At 40.8% G+C, this 20,676-nt stretch carries 20 protein-coding genes; 6 read left to right on the forward strand and 14 right to left on the reverse strand.

Annotated features, from left to right (window positions below):
* Window positions 1–2 precede the first annotated feature (2 nt).
* From gldE to QZT69_RS00710, 3 genes are all read left to right on the forward strand, one after another.
* Complete coding sequence (gene gldE, locus QZT69_RS00700) at window positions 3–1,337, forward strand: gliding motility-associated protein GldE (protein WP_294669558.1); 1,335 nt, start codon at window positions 3–5, stop codon at window positions 1,335–1,337.
* Window positions 1,330–1,917, forward strand: a complete 588-nt coding sequence (locus tag QZT69_RS00705; protein WP_294669560.1) for a hypothetical protein — start codon at window positions 1,330–1,332, stop codon at window positions 1,915–1,917. The genes gldE and QZT69_RS00705 overlap by 8 nt, the downstream gene beginning before the upstream one ends.
* 95 nt (window positions 1,918–2,012) lie before the next feature.
* Window positions 2,013–4,376 carry a M14 family zinc carboxypeptidase gene (locus QZT69_RS00710; RefSeq protein ID WP_294669563.1) on the forward strand — a complete coding sequence of 788 codons (2,364 nt, stop codon included), beginning with the start codon at window positions 2,013–2,015 and terminating at the stop codon, window positions 4,374–4,376.
* 131 nt (window positions 4,377–4,507) lie between these two features.
* Here QZT69_RS00710 and QZT69_RS00715 read toward each other — a convergent pair whose 3' ends face one another.
* The 9 genes from QZT69_RS00715 to QZT69_RS00755 all read right to left on the reverse strand — a co-directional run bounded on the left by QZT69_RS00715 (window position 4,508) and on the right by QZT69_RS00755 (window position 10,110).
* A complete protein-coding gene (locus QZT69_RS00715; RefSeq protein ID WP_124745017.1) occupies window positions 4,508–4,702 on the reverse strand; it encodes a hypothetical protein in 195 nt (64 codons plus the stop codon).
* Window positions 4,703–4,767: 65 nt separating this feature from the next.
* Window positions 4,768–5,244, reverse strand: a complete 477-nt coding sequence (locus QZT69_RS00720) for a hypothetical protein (RefSeq protein WP_294669564.1) — start codon at window positions 5,242–5,244, stop codon at window positions 4,768–4,770.
* Window positions 5,245–5,320: 76 nt separating this feature from the next.
* Window positions 5,321–5,953 (reverse strand): RNA-binding domain-containing protein, encoded by a 633-nt coding sequence (locus QZT69_RS00725; RefSeq protein ID WP_294669566.1) that lies wholly within the window; start codon window positions 5,951–5,953, stop codon window positions 5,321–5,323.
* A 79-nt stretch (window positions 5,954–6,032) separates the two neighbouring features.
* Complete coding sequence (locus tag QZT69_RS00730) at window positions 6,033–6,764, reverse strand: shikimate dehydrogenase (RefSeq protein ID WP_294669569.1); 732 nt, start codon at window positions 6,762–6,764, stop codon at window positions 6,033–6,035.
* Window positions 6,757–7,395, reverse strand: a complete 639-nt coding sequence (locus QZT69_RS00735) for a VTT domain-containing protein (RefSeq protein WP_294669571.1) — start codon at window positions 7,393–7,395, stop codon at window positions 6,757–6,759. The genes QZT69_RS00730 and QZT69_RS00735 overlap by 8 nt, the downstream gene beginning before the upstream one ends.
* Window positions 7,396–7,397: 2 nt before the next feature.
* A complete protein-coding gene (locus QZT69_RS00740) occupies window positions 7,398–7,712 on the reverse strand; it encodes a rhodanese-like domain-containing protein (protein ID WP_294669574.1) in 315 nt (104 codons plus the stop codon).
* A gap of 126 nt (window positions 7,713–7,838) precedes the next feature.
* Window positions 7,839–8,306 (reverse strand): DUF4442 domain-containing protein, encoded by a 468-nt coding sequence (locus QZT69_RS00745; RefSeq protein WP_294669576.1) that lies wholly within the window; start codon window positions 8,304–8,306, stop codon window positions 7,839–7,841.
* Complete coding sequence (locus QZT69_RS00750) at window positions 8,303–9,250, reverse strand: nitronate monooxygenase family protein (RefSeq protein ID WP_294669578.1); 948 nt, start codon at window positions 9,248–9,250, stop codon at window positions 8,303–8,305. Before QZT69_RS00750 ends, QZT69_RS00745 begins: the two co-directional genes overlap by 4 nt.
* Before the next feature lie 179 nt (window positions 9,251–9,429).
* Complete coding sequence (locus QZT69_RS00755; protein ID WP_294669581.1) at window positions 9,430–10,110, reverse strand: hypothetical protein; 681 nt, start codon at window positions 10,108–10,110, stop codon at window positions 9,430–9,432.
* Window positions 10,111–10,211: 101 nt separating this feature from the next.
* Here QZT69_RS00755 and menA point away from each other — a divergent pair, with 101 nt between their 5' ends.
* Entirely contained in the window at window positions 10,212–11,126 is a 915-nt protein-coding gene (menA, locus tag QZT69_RS00760; RefSeq protein ID WP_294669583.1) for a 1,4-dihydroxy-2-naphthoate octaprenyltransferase, read from the forward strand.
* Window positions 11,114–12,148: an o-succinylbenzoate synthase gene (locus tag QZT69_RS00765; RefSeq protein WP_294669586.1), complete on the forward strand. Its 1,035-nt coding sequence runs from the start codon at window positions 11,114–11,116 to the stop codon at window positions 12,146–12,148. Before menA ends, QZT69_RS00765 begins: the two co-directional genes overlap by 13 nt.
* Before the next feature lie 174 nt (window positions 12,149–12,322).
* Here the strand turns inward: QZT69_RS00765 and QZT69_RS00770 are convergent, their stop codons facing one another.
* The 5 genes from QZT69_RS00770 to QZT69_RS00790 all read right to left on the reverse strand — a co-directional run bounded on the left by QZT69_RS00770 (window position 12,323) and on the right by QZT69_RS00790 (window position 18,731).
* Window positions 12,323–12,769, reverse strand: a complete 447-nt coding sequence (locus tag QZT69_RS00770; protein ID WP_294669589.1) for a hypothetical protein — start codon at window positions 12,767–12,769, stop codon at window positions 12,323–12,325.
* A 164-nt stretch (window positions 12,770–12,933) separates the two neighbouring features.
* Window positions 12,934–14,838, reverse strand: coding sequence for a molecular chaperone DnaK (dnaK, locus tag QZT69_RS00775; protein WP_294669592.1), 1,905 nt, complete (start codon window positions 14,836–14,838; stop codon window positions 12,934–12,936).
* Between the two features lie 256 nt (window positions 14,839–15,094).
* The gene (locus QZT69_RS00780; RefSeq protein ID WP_294669595.1) at window positions 15,095–15,619 is read right to left on the reverse strand and encodes a hypothetical protein; all 525 of its coding nucleotides are present in this window, start codon (window positions 15,617–15,619) and stop codon (window positions 15,095–15,097) included.
* On the reverse strand, window positions 15,612–17,078 hold the full coding sequence (locus QZT69_RS00785; protein ID WP_294669597.1) for an APC family permease: 1,467 nt from the start codon (window positions 17,076–17,078) through the stop codon (window positions 15,612–15,614). Before QZT69_RS00785 ends, QZT69_RS00780 begins: the two co-directional genes overlap by 8 nt.
* A 57-nt stretch (window positions 17,079–17,135) precedes the next feature.
* Entirely contained in the window at window positions 17,136–18,731 is a 1,596-nt protein-coding gene (locus QZT69_RS00790) for an amino acid permease (RefSeq protein WP_294669598.1), read from the reverse strand.
* A 180-nt stretch (window positions 18,732–18,911) separates the two neighbouring features.
* On the opposite strand from QZT69_RS00790, the gene QZT69_RS00795 reads away from it, so the two are divergent.
* Complete coding sequence (locus QZT69_RS00795) at window positions 18,912–20,600, forward strand: AarF/UbiB family protein (protein ID WP_294669600.1); 1,689 nt, start codon at window positions 18,912–18,914, stop codon at window positions 20,598–20,600.
* Window positions 20,601–20,676: the final 76 nt, after the last annotated feature.

Here is a 20,676-nt window from a genome sequence, read left to right on the forward strand (position 1 = left end):
ACATGGACAGTATAGCCGGATTCAGTTCAGATGTTGTTCCCGTCAGTATTCATGCAGGATTCACTCTATCTGATAACATTATTTCACTGATTGTTGTTTTCATTTTGATTGCATGTTCCGCCCTGGTATCAGCTTCCGAAGTTGCTTTCTTTGCTTTGGGACCCGCTGAAAAAAAAGACCTGGCGGAAGACCAATCAAGAAGTTCACAGGCTATTTTGAAGCTTCTTTCCAAACCAAAAGACTTGTTGGCGACCATCCTGATCACGAACAACTTTATCAATGTCTGTATCATTATTCTTTCCACGGAAGTCATTGATCAGTTTTTTCCTGATTCCGATCAGCCCAATACACTGCGCTTTTTAATTGAAGTTGTAGGAATAACCACATTCCTGCTCTTGCTTGGAGAAGTTGCCCCTAAACTTTATGCTTCCCGGAACACCTTATCAACAGCACGTTTCATGTCAAGCCCAATTACGTTTATCAATATTCTCCCTCCATTTTCCTGGCTGCGCTGGTTGTTGGTTAACGGAACAAATATGATTAACCGCAGGGCTAAGAAACGAGGAATCAATTTATCTTCCGACGACCTGGAACATGCTTTGGCACTTACCAAAGAAGATTCGGACAATGAAGACGAACACCGGATCCTTGAAGGAATTATCAAATTCGGCAATACGGAGGTGAAACAGATCATGAAATCACGCCTCGATATTGTAACCATTTCCAATGAAGCGAGTTTTCAGGAAGTGCTTGACGTTGTTCTGGATGCAGGATATTCCCGCATTCCGATCCACGAAAGTACTTTCGATAATGTAACCGGAATATTGTACATCAAAGATTTGCTTCCATACATCAACAATGAAGTCTTCGATTGGAAAACGCTTTTGAGAAAGCCGTATTTCATTCCTGAAAACAAGAAAATTGATGATTTATTGAAAGAATTCCAGGACATGAAAATGCATATGGCTATCGTTGTGGACGAATATGGCGGTGCAAACGGATTGGTAACACTGGAAGACGTACTGGAAGAAATTGTGGGTGATATAACGGATGAATTTGACGACGATGACCTTATTTATACGAAAATCGACGAGCTAACTTATTTGTTTGAAGGCAGAACATCATTGGTTGATTTTTACAAGGTATTGGATATCGACGGCAAGGATTTCGACCATATCAAAGGAGAATCGGATACAATCGGCGGGTTTATTATCGAACAGGCGGGCCGGATTCTGCGAAATAACGAATACATTCGCTGCGGAAATATCAAACTGGTCGTTGAAAGTTCCGACAAGCGAAGAATAAAAATGATTAAAACCATCCAGGAAAATGATTAGAATAATTGGTTCACTATGTTTAATACTTGCATTTTTGGTAAGCAGTTGTGGTGGCGATGAGCTACTGATCCCAAAACCACCGACTTATTTGCGCACTAACTTCCCCAAGCATGAATATGTGAAGATTGATGATGCTACCACTTATTCTTTCGAACTGTCGAAAGTGTATTTTGCAAAACCGCTGACTTACAAGGGAGAAGTGACCAATCATAAAGAAATTAACCTGGGTCCGCTAAACGGGATTTTGTACCTGAACTACTACCCAATCCCAAATCGTGATACGCTGGTCCGATACATTAACTTATCCAACGACAAAGTAGACGAACACCAGATCAAGGCAACCGGAATTAAAGACCAGAACTTCGTCTTCCCGGATAAAAAAGTTTACGGAACGCTCTTTGAGTTCGAAGGAGATGTGGCAACGAATTTTCAATTCTATCTTACTGATTCTACTTCAAATTTCATTAGAGGTGAAGTCCTAATGAATTGCAGACCGAATTACGATTCCCTGCGTCCGTCATTGAATTATTTAAAAGCGGACATTCTTCATTTGATTGAGACGCTTGAGTGGAAAAAATAATATAGTAAGGGCGAAAAATTTTTCACCCTTACTGACTAATTAATTGGAGTATAGTCTATAAGAATCATTATTTTTATGGGAAACTATACTCTATTATGAAAACAACTCTCCTATTATTTTCACTCCTGTTTTCCTGTTGGGGATTTTCACAGGAATATTCGCGGGCAAAAATTTTCACCGACTCCGATGGCCTCCAAACCCTTGCGGAACTTGGAATCGGTATTGACCATGGAGTCATAAAGCGCGGAACATTTTTTATTTCAGACTTCTCCAAAAATGAAATAAAGCAAATTCGGGATGCCGGATTTGAAGTTGAGATCCTTATTCCGGACGTAAAGGCTTATTATGTAAACCAAAACATCGGTTTAGACCCGAATTCCACTTCGGTCGAAAAAAATACTACCTGCCCCCCTTCATCCGGTTCAAGTACATTCATTCCGGAAGTTCCTTCCAATTTCAATTTAGGAACTATGGGCGGATTTTACACTTACCAGGAATTCATTGCTGAGATAGATGCAATGGCGGCTCAATACCCAAACCTGATTTCCGTAAAAGACACTATCAATAACTTTTTGAGTATTGAAAACAGACCTATTTACTGGATGCGTTTAAGTGATAATCCGAACTCTGATGAACCGGAACCGGAAGTTCTTTACACTGCCATTCATCACGCAAGAGAACCTAACTCCTTATCTGAAGTAATCTTCTACATGTGGTATCTGCTCGAAAACTACAATACAAGCGACGAGATCAAATACCTGATCGATAACACCGAAATGTACTTCGTTCCGATGATCAATCCTGACGGATATATCTACAATCAAACCACGGATCCCGCAGGAGGCGGTATGTGGCGAAAAAACCGCAGACCAAACAGCGGTGGAAGTTACGGGGTCGATTTGAACAGGAATTACTCTTATGGCTGGGGAACAACCGGAACATCCACTAACCAGGGGAATGATACTTATTGCGGAACAGCTCCCTTTTCTGAGCCCGAAACACAAGCCATCAAATGGTTTTGCGAAAACCGTGATTTCCAATACGCCTTTAATGCACATACTTATGCCAATGACATCCTCTTCCCAATCGGAACAACCACCAATGAGTTTGCGGTAGACCATAATTATTTTGATGCTTTTACGCACCACATGGTACAATACAACGGATATGAAAACAAAAAATCATCTGCACTTTATCCGGCTTCAGGAGATTCAGACGATTACATGTACAAAGTGGACACTGTTGTAAAGCCAAAAATCTTCGCCATGACACCGGAAGTAAGTAATACCAGCGGTGGGTTCTGGCCTGCAGCGAATGAAATTACCGGAATCTGCCAGGACATGGTTTTCCCAAACCTCATCTTATCTCATTTAACACACCGGTATTTGGTGGTGGAAGATGTTGATCCTGCGATGGTAGCAACAACAACGGGCAACTTCAATCACAGTGCATATCGTCTTGGCCTTGAAAACGGCCCGGTAACTGTCAGCATCACTCCTATTTCCGGAATACAGTCTGTAGGCCCTTCAAGCATACACAACCTTGCAATTATGGGAACTCAAAACGGAGCAATTTCTTATGTTCTTAATCCGGCTATCCAATTCGGTGACGAGATCAAATATGTTTTGAATACGGAATACACCGGCTGGACAAAACACGATACTATTGTAAAGACTTTCGGAAGTATTACTTCTCAATTTATCGACGAAGCGAATAGTGCTGTAAACTGGACCGGAAGCTGGGCTACTACTAATGCAACTTATGTTTCACCAAGTAATTCGTTTACTGATTCTCCGGGGGCAGATTATCCAAACAACGTTACAAGAATTTACCAGTTCAATAACACCATTGACCTGACCCATGTAACGGAAGCAATGGTAAAGTTCTATGCGAAATGGGAAATTGAAGCGGATTACGATTACTGTCAATTCCAGGTTTCCACTGATGGCGGAACAAGTTGGATCGGTCAATGCGGGAATTATACTGTTCCGGGAACAAGTGCTAATGGCTCTGTCCAACCAAACAATCAACCGGTTTATGAAGGAACGGAAGCAAACTGGGTATTGGAGGAAATCAACCTGAGTGATTATATCGGCGATAGTATCAAAGTGCGTTTCATTCTAAAATCTGACGGCGGAACAAGAGGAGACGGGTTCTACTTTGATGATTTTGAAGTACTTTACAATATAGATGTTACCGGTCTTGCAGAGAATGACAAAGAATTATTCCACCTGGTACCGAATCCGGCAAGTTCTTATGTAAATATTATTTTTGACCAGACGGTTCAGAACGGCTCTATCGAAATTGTAAATACGAGCGGAGAAACGGTTTCGACTCATTCAGTGGAAAGTCCGAAGGTTGAAGTCCGAATGGATAAATTACCGGCAGGTGTTTATTATGTGCGCTACATCGGTTCTACAGAACAGAAATCTCCTGTGAAATTGGTGGTGATTCATTAGGCAGAACGAAATAAATCAGTAGAGGTGAGTTGCGACTCACCTTCTACAATAATTAAATAAAAACATTTTTACAGCAAAAAAGGCTTTCCATTCCGGAAAGCCTTTTTTTCACATTTATGCGAAGAATGATTTTATTGATCAATCCATTTATCATCTTTCATTTCACCTAGAATTACTACGTCTTTTGTACGTGAATAATCCTCAGCTGCAAGAAGCATTTGCTCTCTAGTATCTCTTCTAATTCGTATACCTTGTGATCCTGAATTTCTTACTTCAATGTAAAAACCATCTCGCAATCTTGCTGGTTTTGTTGGAGGTCTACCCATTTGTTTGTGTTTTTCTGCATCTAATATAATAATACATTAAACGCATCGATTAAAATTATATTTTTTTAGGAATCCAATAAATCTGATTCCACTTTTTGTTTGTATAGGACTCCTTGTTTTTTAAACCTGTCGGACTGGATAATTCCAACAATGGAAAAAGCCAAAACCATGGGTGTAAAAAGAAAGAAGGCTACACCAACTTCGTCAAAACTAATACTCGACGGTGAGCTCAGCATGCCTAAATCCCACAGCAAAAAAAGTGCCGAAACAGACAGGCCTATAATTGACAAAACTTTATTTGTAACTCGTTTAATCTTAATTAATCCGAGTAAAAATGTTACGCAAAAAAAAGAAAAGAATAATAAGCTAATCCATGCTCCCTCTTCCGTCTTCACTGCTCCCTGATCCAAACTGTAAAAATCCGGAGCATCCCAAAATGAATCGGGGTATCTCGCAGAGGCAACCAAATCAATGTAGTAGATTATGATAACACTGAATAGTACACTAAGGACCAAACTTGAAACGTAAAAAGCTTTATTCATCCCCAAATTTGGCGCGAATATATGACTTTATTTTGAAATTCCTAAAAAATAGACTGATTATCACTAAAATAGCAAGCTATTCATTTTCCCGAATCTGATAGAAAGTACCGTTCTCATTCATTTCCATAGAAACCAGATCCCAGCAGATAAATAATACCATCAGGCGGTCAATCGTTGATTTCTGAAGATTTGACAGTCGGTAAATTTTACTCAGAGTTATTCCCGGGTTACCGGATATCATTGCAAGCAGCTGTGTTTCTTCTTCCCCGATCTTTTCAGGTTTCTTCTGGTCAAAACGCTCGTGTTTCCAAACGTTCAGCAGGATTTTATTGGCTAAAAGAGTATGATCCTTTCTTCTGACAAATGCTTTCCATTTCCCTTCTTCATCCAATGCCAAAACCGGGCGATTAGCCGCTTTTTCAATGGAAATTTCAAGAACCAGCTTCATGTCTTCCTGCCAAACACGTGATTTAAATTCTAATTTGGGTTTGGAATACATTTCTGCGGCAGCTTCAATCATGTGGATTTCTTCTGTAGGATCAACTCCGGTTATCTTTCCGTTATCTTTCACGCCGATCAAAAGCCTGCCACCATCCGTATTTGCGAAGGCAACGAGTGTTCGTGCAATCTTTTTGGAATCATCAATACGGAACTTAAAATCCTGTTGCTGGTGTTCGCCTTCTCGGATCAACTGTTTTACAGACTGCATCCGACAAAATTACTAAGAAAACGTCCATTTGGCAAATTTGCCAGTTTGCCAAATGGCAAACCGTGGCTTCCGGCACTACTTAGCTATTCCAGATCTCCCAGGCCTTATTTGCCTGCTCTTTAAGCATCGAAAGCCCATTTAGCGTTGTTGCCCCTCTCCCGTGCGCCTCCCGCAGGAATCTGGTCTCTTCCGGATTGTAAATCAAATCAATACATAAATGTGATTCCGTAAGAAACTCAAACGGAAAAGGAATGCATTCATCGATGTTAGGAAAAGTCCCAACTGGCGTGCAATTAACCACTACTTTGCATGCACGCAGCATGTATTCATTCATTGCTTCATACCGAAATTCCTTTTCATTTTTCGGATTCCGGGAAATCCAAATAACATCCAGTCCGATATTTTTCAAAACGTAGGCAACCGCTTTCGAAGCCCCTCCCGTTCCGAGAATTATTGCTCGTTCATGCTCATTGGTCAAAAAAGGTTTGATCATCTGATGAAAACCAAATGCATCCGTATTATAACCTGTTTTTTGACCATCCGCTGATATTCGCACACAATTCACAGCGCCTATTTCACCCGCTTCTTCACTCATCGAATCCAGGAAGGGTATAATTTGTTCTTTGTAGGGAATTGTAACTGAAAAACCTTTTAGGTCAGGAATACTAAAAACTTTCCTAACGTCTTCAATGGCGGGCAATTCAAAGTTTTCAAATGTATGATCGAGGCCTTCTCTTTGAAATTTCTCTTCGAAATAACTCTTCGAAAAAGAATGTCCCAACCTCTTACCGACCAATCCGAACTTAGGCATCTTTCTTACTGAATTTTGACTTCAGGAAACTGATCAACATCGGAAGAACGGATACCAAAATGATGAGTAATACTACTTTTTCGTTGTTCTCACGAACCCATTCGATTTCTCCGAGGAAATATCCGGCAAGTGTCATGGAAGTAATCCATAAAATTCCCCCGATGATATCGTAAATCAAAAATGTACGGTATTTCATTTTCCCGATCCCGGCTGCAAACGGAGTAAATGTTCTGACGATCGGAACGAAGCGTGCCATAATGATTGCCGCAACACCTCTTTTTTCAAAGAATTGTTCTGTTTTTGTAAGGTAAGATTGTTTCACCAACTGACGGCCTCTGATTTTCCATTCAAAAACTCCTAATCCAAGTTTACGACCGATCCAGTAATTCACATTATCTCCCAAAATAGCAGCAAAAGCAAGGGATCCAAGAATAAAAGCCAAATCCAGCTTACCATTAGCAGCAAACATTCCAGCCATAAACAGCAAGGAATCTCCCGGAAGAAAAGGCATGATGATCAACCCTGTTTCAATGAAAATCACTACAAAAAGGACCACATAAATGGAATCGCGGTAATGATCGAACACCCAGTTAAAATCCAGGTGGAATAAATGTTTGAATAACTCTATCATGCTTAGTACATTTCGTAATTCGGTTCGAATGTTTCAAACCAATTCGTAATTCCTCCTTCCAAAATCGCCACATGCTTAAATCCATGAGCACATTCCATCAGGTTTGCTACCGATTCAGCCCTTCTTCCCGTCTTGCATACAATAACATAATGCTTAGACTTATCCATAGATTCTGCTACTTCAGGAATTTTGTGCATCGGAATTCGTGTCCCTCCAATGGAACAAATTTCAACTTCCCACGGCTCGCGGATATCGATCAATTCTGCCTCATTATTCTGGATTAGCTGCTTACAGGCTTCGGAGGTAATACGATTCATGCTTTTTTTGAGGCAAAGATAGACTTATTTGGAAATTGAGAAGTGAAAGAGAATTATCAATTATCAATTCTATAAATTATCAAGTATTGAAATATCTTGATAGTTCAGTCATTCATAATTGATAATTTATTTGATTTTGACAGATATCTCCATTTCGAAAAGTGCAACCACCTCTCCGTTCAGATCTTTAGCTGTGACCTTCACCCAGTGATTTTGTCTTTCGTTTGTTTGAATTGCCTTTAGTACCTGCTCCCTCACAGCAGCACCTTCATTACAGGTAAACAGAACATCTGTTTCAGCACGTTTTATGAACTCCGATTTCATCGCTTTAAAAGCGAATGAAGGACGAACATTCAATTCATCACAAAAATAAAATGCGTGCAATCCTGCCGTAACATCAGCTCCTACGGCCAATACTCCGAAATACATGCTTTTCAGATGATTCTTTGTTCTTCTTCTCAATCGAATCTTTACAACAACATCGGTATCATTGATTTCAACCAGCCTGGGACGCACATACCCGATCATCGGTATTTTAAAAATACCCATTAGACGAAGCATCATCCCATATTTCTTCAAATTCGGATTACTCATGGCTTTGTAAGGGTTTCGATGATCTCTTTTACCGGTCGGATCGATTTCACATGCTCAATACTTGGTCCCGCACACCAAACGGTTTTATAAGTTGCGCTGAAAGCTGCTTTCTCCAGGGATTTCATCCCCCGATAAAATGTCAGTGCTTTTACCCATTTCTTCAAACGCTTGTTTTTATTCAAAATGCGTTCCAACCAGGATTGTTCAGTTCCAATTTCCTTTACATATGGTGTGTTTATAACTGTACAAGGTGTTCCTGAAAGTTTGGAGGTCATTACAATATCCTTTGCACCGTAATCTACACATGCCTGCTTATATTCCTGCGAAACGCCTGCTTCATCAGATGCAATGAAAACCGAACCGATAGAAAATCCGTCAGCTCCTGCCTCGATCAATTCGTCCATTTCTTTTTTTGTTCCTACACCTCCGGCAGAAATAACCGGAATTGAAATAGCTTTCTTAATGCTCTTGATCAGTGTCGGAGCATCTATTTGGCCTGCATGACCACCTGCCCTGTTGTTGACGGCAATTACAGCATCAGCTCCCAAGGTTTCTACTTTCTGCGCATAAGAAACATCCGTAACATCACAAAAAACTTTTATATTCTTTCCATGAGCCGCATCAATGACTTTTTTAGGAGATCCTAAAGAGGTTATGAAAAAATCGACGCCCTCTTCCACACAGATCTTTAATTGCTCTTCCATGTAAATATTAGAAGCATTTACGATCAGGTTAATCCCGATCGGACCTTTCGCTTTTGCTTTCATACGTCTCAGACCTTCTCTCAATAGTTCGGTAGAACGGTAATTCAAAGCCGGAATAGCCGCCGCAATCCCATTTTCAGTACCCGCAATGATCATTTCTTCATTCGAAACCAAAAACATAGGCGCCATAATAATCGGATGCTCAATATTCAATAAGTTGCTTAAAGCCAATTTTTCCATTTTCAATTGATTACATCCAAATATACAAATAATTATGCATGCATATATTAATTATCAATTATGAATTTCGGGAATTATCAAGAATGTTCAGAACTTGATAATTTGAATTCTTGATAATTGATCATTAAAAAAGCCCTCCCGATTTCTCAGAAAGGCTCTCAATATGTTTTAAAGGCTTTTTACATTCCGAAACCGAACTTGATTCCGGTTGCCGCATTCAGTCTGACTCCCGTATTGCTTGTACCAACCCAGCGAGACTGAACATTGCCCTGGTCGTCTACGTAATTATCCATGTACTTGTTATTAATATCGAACGTTCCCAGTCCAACTCCGAAATACATGTCGATGCTGAAATTTCCGTCACCCGGCCAAAACTGGAATCCCATATTAAATCGGAATATCAATTGGCTTAAGCTAGCTTTTGTGTCATCGAGCACTCCACTTATATCCTGGATCAAATAATTGTATCTTCGATACTTAAAGACCGGAGAAAGGTAAAGTCCCTTCAATTCATTATCTTCGGAAAGCGGGTAAAATCTTGGAGCAAGTGATGCATGAAATCCAATATTAGCATCAGCATCCATATTTATCGGATCAAATTCCCAAATATCGCTGCGCCACAAACGCTGGTTTCCAAAGTTCAGTCCGAATTGAGAAATGGTAGGACCGACTTCCAGCTCCAGGCTGAAAATACGTGCCACCCGCTGCTCGTAACTGAAGTTAAATTCTCCTGCAACCAACTGTGTGGGAGCAAATTTCAGGACGAAATTCTTTCCAAAGCGGTCTTCTTCTGCCTCGTCTTGTGACCAGGTTGCCAGTGAAATAGTTGATAGAATGATACATCCAAGTAATTTTTTCATATACCTTGATTTAGTCTTACCAAATTAACCTTTTTTTCAATCAAATGGAAAGTTTAAATTCCAATTGGAACAATGAAGAGATAAAATACCGAAATTTGGGCATGGCAAATTCATCAGACTGGATTAGTGCTCTTCGGTTAAGAACACTTCCTTTATCCATTTCGGGAATACTCGTTGGTTCTTTTGTTGCGGTTTTCCAGGGTTACTGGAACCCCGTTATTTTCTCTTTAGCCTTGTCTACAACCCTTCTTTTTCAAATCTTGTCGAACCTGGCAAACGATTTGGGGGATTCTCTAAAAGGCGCCGACAATTCGGAAAGGGTGGGCCCGATGCGTGCCGTTCAATCCGGTTCTATCTCGAAAAAGGCAATGAAAAATGCAGTAATCCTTACTTCCCTGTTGTCTTTTTTAAGTGCAGGGCTGTTGATTTACTTCGGAACAAAGAACCTTTCTGCAACAAGTGTTTACATTTACATTGCTTTGGCCGTTGCATCGGTTTTTGCTGCTATTACTTACACCATTGGAAAAAAGGCTTATGGCTATAATGGTTTGGGTGATTTGTTCGTATTCATCTTTTTTGGCCTGGTAAGTGTTATCGGTGTCTACCCGTTATTTTCGGACACCTTATCCTGGATACTTGTCTTTCCGGCTGTCACGATCGGTTTTTTAAGTACAGCTGTATTGAACCTGAATAACATGCGTGACCGTGAAAACGATTCAAAAGTCGGAAAACGGACCTTGGTTGTAAAATTGGGAGCTTCAAATGCAAAAAAATACCATTTCTTCCTAATTATCAGCGCTTTTGTAAGCTGGGGAATTTTCCTGGTACTGACTAAGAACTGGCTCGGATTTATCTCCTTTCTTCCAGCATTATTATTTGTGAAGCATTTGGTATTTGTAGCGAAGAACACAGTCCCTAAAGAATTGGACTCTCAATTAAAGATCGTTGCTTTGGGCACCTTTTTTATCAGTCTGCTCTACGTAATCAGTGTTTCGATCAACCAATGGATCCTCTAAAGCAAGCAAAGGCAACCTTTGAGGCGTTTACACTTGATTTCAAACGTCCGAGCGGGACAAGTCGCGGAGTTCTGACCCAAAAGAAAGGCTGGAAACTGCTATTAACGGATCCTGAAGGCACTACCGGATTGGGAGAATGTTCCATCATTCCGGGATTATCGCCGGATTACACTACTGATGAAGCCTACGAGCAAAAACTGACTGAAGTTTGTTCAAATCCATTCCTGTTTGCTAAAAACAAAACACTTCTGATTGATTACCCTTCTATCCTATTCGGTTTAGAAAGCGCTTATTTCGATTTGTTGAACGGTGGAAAACGGGTTTATTTCGAATCAGCAAAAAGAAGTTCCGGGTTCAGCATTCCGATTAACGGGTTGATCTGGATGGGGAATCCCGGTTACATGCGCGATCAGATCGAAGAAAAGCTGGATGCAGGATTCAACTGCATCAAACTGAAGGTCGGAGCAATCGATTTCAAACAAGAATTGAAACTTTTAGAAGGAATCCGCGCCAGATTTGACGCGTCTAAAATTGTATTGCGTGTAGATGCCAACGGGGCTTTCAGCATGGAGGATTCAACCTGGAAACTAAAAGAGTTAGCTCAATTGGACCTCCACAGTATTGAACAGCCGATCAAAGCCGGATCCTGGAACAACATGAAGAAGCTTTGTGAAGAAACACCGCTGGCGATTGCTTTGGACGAAGAGCTGATCGGAGTTAATGAAACAAACAAAAAGATTGAACTTCTTGAAACGATCAACCCTCAATACATTATTCTAAAACCAAGTTTACACGGCGGATTCAGCGGGTCAAAAGAATGGATTGAGCTGGCAGACGAACGCAACATTCCGTGGTGGATTACCTCAGCTTTGGAAAGCAATATCGGGTTGAATGCGATAGCGCAGTTTACAGCGGATTACAACCCGGTTTTACCGCAGGGACTGGGAACAGGCGGATTGTATGAAACGAATTTTGAAGCTCCGTTAACGATTGCAGAAGGGAATTTGATTTATCTAAAATAACTTTCAAAACAAGGGCACAAATTCTTCGCGAGCGAAGCTGTTTTAATTTGCGCACAGATCTCGCTGATCTCGCAGATTTTTATTCTGCATAGTATAGGGACTTCGCTAGCTCAGTCAGGTCATTATTCCCGAAGATAACACAGAGGAACGCTGATTTTATATGGTGGTTATCCTTTAAAACAATCTCTGTTTCTCACGTTGAATTAAAGTGATGTTTCCTGATTTAATTTCTATTCTTACCGAAATTTCGTTTCTCAATCCGAGGAAGCCATTATAGCTCTTACCACACAACAAAAGCAAGTCATATTTTTCATTTTCAAAAGGAATATCAATAACATCAAACCTTAATGCTGTATCATTAATTTTTGCAGCTCTTTTTTGTTCAGATTTGTCGAATGAACTCTGGATATACAAATCGATTTCAGTGATATATTTTTTATATCCATCCTTAAAAAAGTTATAAGTAGCAATTTGCTCCTCTTTCACCTTTCCCTTTTCAGAACCGAAATAGACATCGCATTCCCCACCCAATCCATCAAACATTTGTGTCTTAATATAAGACTTCGAGTTTTCTGGTCCTACGAGTGAATAATCACTCATAAGCGTTTCCAATGTCAACATATTTTTCCAATTGTTGTTTTTTTACTGTCTAAAAATACAGATTACAAAGCAGAAACGCGATAATTGCATACCTGCTATTTTTTAATAAATCCGCGGAATCCGCGGGCCAAAAAAAGAGGGCCTCTGCATCTGCAAAAGCCCTCTTTTTGTAATCTATTTATTTGTTACTTCTTATCGTTCACTTCTTCGAAGTCAACATCAGTTACTTCATCACCTGAGTTTCCTCCGGCATTTCCGCCTTGAGCTCCCTGATCTGCACCACCAGCATTTGCTGCGTTATACATTTCCTGAGAAGCTGCCTGGAAAGCTGTATTCAAACGCTCCATTGCCGCATCAAGGTTTGCCATGTTCTTCGCTTCAAACTCAGTCTTCAATGCCGCTAAAGCATCTTCTATAGGTTGTTTTTTATCTGCAGGGATCTTATCTCCGTACTCTTTCAACTGACGCTCAGTTTGGAAGATCAATGAATCTGCTTTATTCAAAGTTTCAGCTTCCTGCATACGCTTCTTATCTGCATCTGCATTTGCTTCTGCCTCTGCTTTCATACGCTTGATCTCTTCATCAGACAAACCTGAAGATGCTTCAATCTTGATAGACTGCTCTTTTCCTGTTCCTTTGTCTTTTGCAGAAATGTGCATAATTCCGTTCGCATCCACGTCGAATGTTACTTCGATTTGCGGTTCTCCACGACGAGCAGGCGGAATATCCGTCAATGAGAAGCGACCCAATGTTTTGTTATCGCCTGCCATCGGACGCTCACCCTGCAATACATGAATATCTACTGCCGGCTGGTTATCCGCTGCTGTTGAGAATGTCTCAGATTTTTTAGTCGGAATAGTTGTATTCGCTTCGATCAATTTCGTGAATACACCTCCCATTGTTTCAATTCCTAAAGACAATGGAATAACATCCAACAATAAGACATCTTTCACTTCACCTGTCAATACACCTCCTTGAATCGCCGCACCAACTGCTACTACTTCATCCGGGTTTACTCCTTTTGACGGAGCTTTTCCGAAGAAACGCTGCACTGCATCCTGGATTACAGGAATACGAGTTGATCCACCAACCAAAATCACTTCATCGATATCGCTTGTAGACAATCCTGCATTTTGAAGAGCAGAACGACAAGGTGCGATTGTTCTTTCAACGATTGTTGCGATCAATTGCTCGAATTTTGAACGTTGTAAAGTTCTTACCAAGTGTTTTGGAATACCGTTTACCGGCATGATGTATGGCAAGTTGATCTCTGTTGAAGTTGTTGAAGACAATTCGATCTTCGCCTTTTCAGCAGCTTCTTTCAAACGTTGTAAAGCCATCGGGTCCTGGCGTAAATCCAATCCTTCTTCTGCTTTAAACTCGTCTGCCAGCCAAGTAATGATTGCCTCATCCACGTCGTCACCACCTAAGTGCGTATCTCCGTCAGTTGCCAATACTTCAAACACTCCGTCTCCCAATTCCAAAACGGAAACGTCATGAGTACCACCACCGAAGTCGAATACTACGATCTTTTGGTCTATTCCTTTTTTATCCAAACCGTAAGCTAAAGCTGCAGCTGTAGGCTCGTTGATAATACGTTTGATTGTTAAACCTGCGATTTCTCCTGCTTCTTTTGTAGCCTGACGCTGAGAGTCATTAAAGTACGCCGGAACTGTTACAACCGCTTCAGTTACTTCCTGACCCAAATAATCTTCAGCTGTTTTCTTCATTTTCTGAAGGATCATTGCAGAAATTTCCTGCGGAGTATACATACGTCCGTCGATATCTACTCTTGGTGTGTTGTTATCGCCTTTTACAATTTTGTAAGGTACGCGGCCAGCCTCTTTCTGTGTTTCATCATAGGAAGATCCCATGAAACGCTTAATCGAGTAAATTGTTTTTGTTGGGTTGGTAATCGCCTGACGCTTCGCAGGGTCACCAACTTTCAGTTCGCCACCATCTACGAATGCTACCACAGAGGGTGTTGTACGCTTACCTTCAGAATTTGCGATTACAACCGGCTCATTTCCCTCCATTACGGAAACACATGAGTTTGTTGTTCCTAAATCGATTCCAATTATTTTTCCCATTTTATTTAATTTTCGTTTTCAGAATTTTCCTTCCATAAGTCAAAGGTTGTGCCAGTTGAAAAAAGGCGCAGGATTCTGACAGATTTGGCATAAAAGGTCTAAAAGGTGGTATTACTCCTGTCGATTTGTCAGAAAAATGTCTTTTGAATCACCATTTTTGTCAGTTTAAGCGGAGAACTAACTTGATTTAAAATTCAAACTTACTTCGCAAGCGTTTTTCCGGAAGTTTGCTACCTGATTATTGGACTTTGCGGACTCATTCAGATTTGAGTGTTCGATTGGGGCGGGTTCGCTGCATCCAAATTTTCATACAGATGGTTATTCCGCCAACAAATCCAACAATATAGGAACTCACATGAGCCCAAGCTACTGCGAGAAACATTTCCTGTTTCGCAATAGGAATGGTTGCTGAAAATTCACCCATCAAATGAATTGCCCCTGTTTTAGCGAGCAAATAACCGATTAATCCCGCTAATGCAGCGGTAAATGGCAGAATGAGCAGTAAGCGGATCACATATTTCCGAATCTTAGAAAAAGGAATTTGGGGCAATTTTCCAATACTATTAAAACACACGATGAGCAGCCCCAATATCAAACCTACCCACCAGGTAGCCAAAACTCCCCAAACAAGCGCCAGGAAAATCGGGTTCTGACTTTCAATCACTTTCGGATGCCCTATCGTGAAATACTCTACACAGATATTTGCAGTAACTAAATCATGAGTAATCCCGAAAGTAATTGCTCCCAGTAAACAGAGTAAGATCGTTTTGAAATTAGTCAACTTGCTGTTTTTTCTTAAACACCAGGTAATAAATCGGAATTCCTGTAAGAATCAATAGAATACTTCCAAACGTATTCTTGTCGAACACCGTCAAAGAAACACAAATGATCACAGCAAAAACCAAATACAAAAACGGGATTACCGGATAACCCAACGCTTTGTAGGGACGATGTGCATCCGGCATGGTTCTGCGTAATTTAAACAATCCCAGGATCGTTACGATGTAAAACACCATGGAACCAAAGGTTGCAAACTTTATCAGAATTCCATAGGAACCCGAGCAGCATAAAATAATAGCCCATAAAGCCTGTATCCACATAGCCCACGCAGGAACTCCAAAACGGTTCAGTTTACTCGCTTTCTGAAAGAATAAACCATCTTTCGACATGGCATAGAACAAACGTGATCCAGCCATGATCAGCCCATTGTTACATCCGAATGTGGAAATCATAATCAGGATTGCCATCAGCATATTAGCCACATTACCAAACAACATATATGCTGCTGCTGTACCTACCCGTTCCGAACTTGCAAACTGGATCCCGGCAGACTGAACGGCTTCTCTCGTATAAACAAAATCGCCATCAAACGGAGTTCCGTGAAGCGGAAGCAAACCTAAATAAGCAACGTTTGCAAGAATATAAAGAATCGTAACGATAAATGTTCCCAGGAACAAGGCGCGCGGTAAGTTTCGTTCCGGATTGCGGATATCTCCGGCGATGAAGGTCACGTTATTCCAGGCATCGGAAGAAAAAAGCGAATTGATAATGGTGGTTGAAAGCACGATCATTAATCCAACAGCTGTCAAATCGGTCGTTGTCCATCCTCCTTCTTCTTTTTTTGTGGAAGTTGCTTCCCACATATTGTGAAAGTTATCATCAAAAAAACCGGAGTAAAATCCCACGATAATTCCTGCTACAATCAAAACAGCCAGGGCAATAAGCTTGGAGCTGGTAAAAACGGCCTGGATGATCTTTCCATAATTGATCCCCCGTACATTAATGACCGTTAGAATGAGAATAGTCCCTACCCCGACAAAGTTTGCACCATTGATTTTAATAACGCCGAATTCCACTAACGTTTTATCAACCAAAACCGGAAAGAAAACACCTGCAAACTTACCAAATGCGACGGCAACGGCTGCAATCACCCCGGTTTGAATGACTGCAAAGGTTGTCCAGCCATAGAGGAAAGAAGGTAATTTACCCCAGGCCTCCCGAATGTATACGAACTGCCCGCCGGCTTTCGGGAACATGGCTGCCAATTCACCGTAACTCAACGCCCCGAACAAGGTAATTATCCCTGTTAAAAGCCAGGTTACAAGGAGCCAGCCTGAACTTCCCAGATCGCGTGACATTTCCGATGACACGATAAAGATTCCGGAACCGATCATACTTCCTGCAACCAGGAAAGTAGCATCCATTAAACCGAGTGATTTCTTTGAGTTGTTTTCGTCCATAAGCAGTAATAAAAAAGTCTCGCCGGAATTGGCGAGACTTCAAGTAGTATCAATAAATTATTCCGGGTTGGATTCCTCCTGCTGTTGATCTATCTTACTATTTCGTTTACCATAAGTAAAGTAGATCAGGAAGCCCATCACCATCCACAAACCTGCAACAGTTAGAGTTGTTAAATCCAAAGCAATGATCATAAATGTACATACCGCCATTCCGAGGATCGGAACCAACGGAACCAACGGTGTTTTAAACGGACGCTCCAAATGCGGGAATTTTTTTCGCATCACGATGATTCCTGCGCAAACGATCACGAAGGCGAATAACGTACCGAATGAGGTAAGATCTCCCGCCACGCTTCCCGGCACAAATGCGGCAAATGCACCAACCAAAACAAACAAGATCATGTTTGATTTATACGGGGTTTTGAATTTCGGATGTAAATCAGAAAATACTTTTGGGATCAACCCGTCTTTTGACATAGAATAGAATACACGGGACTGTCCCATTAACATCACCAAAATCACAGAAGAGAATCCTGCCAAAATAGCGATCGTAATACTTGTAGCAAGCCATCCATAACCAGGCATATATGTATTCACAGCGTATGCAACGGATGCTTCTTTACCAGCTTTTTCGTATTCTTCCCAAGGAGCTACTCCGGTAAGGACATGTGCAAACAATATATATAAGATCGTACAAATTATCAATGATCCGAGAATTCCGATAGGCATATCTCTTTTAGGGTTTTTAGCTTCCTGTGCAGCTGTTGAAACGGCGTCAAATCCAATGAAAGCAAAGAAAACGATCGCTGCACCACCTACAACTCCACCCCAGCCATGCTGGAAAATTCCTTCGTGATTTTCAACTCCTTCCGGAATTAAATATGGTGTATGATTATCAGGGTTGATAAATTGCCACCCGATCGCAATAAACACTAAAACAATAGCCACTTTCAGGAATACCATGATCCCATTGATAAACGCAGATTCCTGTGTTCCTTTGATCAATAAAAGGGTTACTGCTAACAAAATCGCAAGTGCAGGTGCGTTTAAGTACCCGGTAGAGGTTTGTACCTGAGCTTTCAATTCTCCCGGTAGTTTGGCCAATTCACTATCCGACAGCATCACAACTCCATTTTTAGCAGTTGTCATCAATTCTTTCGGAAGTTGCGCAATGTATTCTGTTCCTACTAATTTGTTTACATGTTCGAACGGAGAATGGCACCATTCATAGGGTATTGCACCGCCGAGGAGGTTATTGAGGTATTCACTCCAGGCAATCGAAACGGTAGCGGCACCCAGTGCATATTCCATTAATAGCGCCCAACCGATAATCCATGCCACAATTTCTCCCAAAGTAGCGTAGGAATAAGTATATGCACTTCCTGCAATAGGAATAGTCGAAGCAAATTCTGCGTAACAAAGCCCCGCAAAAGCACAACCAATTGCTGCTAAAGCAAACGATAAAGTAACTCCGGATCCGGCAGCTTCACCTGCAGCAGCTGCAGTTCGCACAAATAAACCAGCACCGATAATAGCACCAATTCCCAACGCAATTAATGACCATGCACCCAGTGTCTTTTTCAAACCACCCTCATTTGCAGCGGCCTCTTTCAACAAAAGTGAAATGGATTTCTTCTTAAAAATGTTAGACATAAGTTTTAATTGTTAATTCTTTTAGCAGTGATGATTTTATAACCACTAATTTGTTTCAAGTCGCTAAAGATAGAAAAAATGTGAATGAATGCTAAAATCTGAAAATTTGTTCCGGTATTTAACTTACCTTATTCAATAAACTAAACTTTCAATTACATTTGATATAAATAATAATCTTTTATGTGGATTTTTCGTTTTAGTTCAAACCTTAAGAATTTTTTCAGATTATTATCGATTATTCGAATCATTGCGGGTCATTATGTTGCCAATTGGCTTACAACAGGACCTTTGCGGGTAATTTTTGATCCGAGAGGAAAGAACCGGAAAACACGTTCTGAAAGATTGCGCTTGATTATCGAAGACCTGGGACCGACGTTTATCAAATTCGGGCAAATTATTGCCGACAGGCCTGATATCGCTTCCGAGGGTTTAAGAATGGAGCTTAAAAAGCTGCAATCCTCTGCCCGGCCAATAGCTGACGACATAGCCATTCAAATCATCGAAAATGAAATTGGAGCTTCTATTAGCACTGTATTTTCGGAATTCAATGAAAAACACATAGCTTCTGCATCCATTGCGCAGGTTTATACTGCGAAACTTCACACAGGTGAAAAAGTGGTCCTGAAAGTGCAGCGTCCGAATATCCGAAACAAGATCCGTCTGGACATCAAACTCCTTCAGATTTTCGCTCAGAAAATCCAAAATCAATACCCGGAGATCAGTAATTTCAACCTGATCCGCTTCATTGAGGACTTCGGTGATATTATGCTCAAGGAACTTGATTTCATGAATGAGCTTTCAAATATGATGCGTTTCACGCATATGTTTAAGGAAGATGACCGGGTATATGTTCCTAAAATTTACAGCAAATATTCCACATCTAAATTACTGGTCATGGAATACGTGGAAGGTGAAGCTCCGGACAATTTAGCCAACCTTATTGTCAAAGGATATGACCCGAAAATTATTGCTGAAAACGGAATGAATGTCATTTTGACTATGATCCTGAAACATGGTTTCTTTCATGCCGACCCACATTCGGGAAACATGTTTATCCGAAGAGATAACCAGCTCGTTCTGATCGATTTCGGGATGTGTGCCAGTTTAAAGCCTAAACAAATTGACGGATTAATCGATTTCCTAATCGGTTTTGCGGATAATAATCCACATAAAATTGCCAAAGCCCTTTTGAAATTAACCGAAGTGGAGAATTTCCGCGATCTGGAAAGCCTGGAGTTTGAGATCAACGAATTGACCATGAAATATACCTTCTATTCGTATGACGAAGTAGATATTTCCGGGTTGTTCACTGATACTTTCAAACTGTTGATGAAATACGGGATTAGCATTCCAAGCAGCTTGTACATGCTTTTAAAAACACTGGTAACCATCCAAAAAATTGCGGAATCCCTGCAGGTAAAACTAGACCTTATCGACATGGTAAAACCATACGCAACCGACAAGATCAAAGAGCGCTTTTCCTGGAAAAACATCAAATCCAAAATCGTTACTTCAGCAGAAGACTATCTGTACCTTGTAGAAACACTTCCGAAAGATATCAAAGCCATAGTTACCAACTTCAAGCATGAAGGACTTCGCCACAATATTAAATTGGGTGAAGAAGGCAATACGATCGGTAACACCGAAATCCGAAGACACATTTACCGTTTTGGGGCGATTGTTTTACTGGGTATGTTATTGATCTGTGCGACGCTTCTGAAAGTTTACAACGTAAAAACAGTGATTTACAATTCCAAGGGAGAACCGTTCATGAGCAAGGTGTTCGGGAATTTCCCGGATGTCTTTTTTGTTACAACGGTGATCATATCCGTTTTTGTGGTATTGCGCTTGATGTTCAGGGCAAAATAATCTGAATATTTCAGGGTTTTTCATCCTTAAAATTGACTTATTCGACTAAATTTGCGCTCATTAAATTTTATTGAAC

This window comes from uncultured Fluviicola sp. (assembly GCF_902168135.1).
Taxonomy (GTDB): domain Bacteria; phylum Bacteroidota; class Bacteroidia; order Flavobacteriales_D; family Crocinitomicaceae; genus Fluviicola.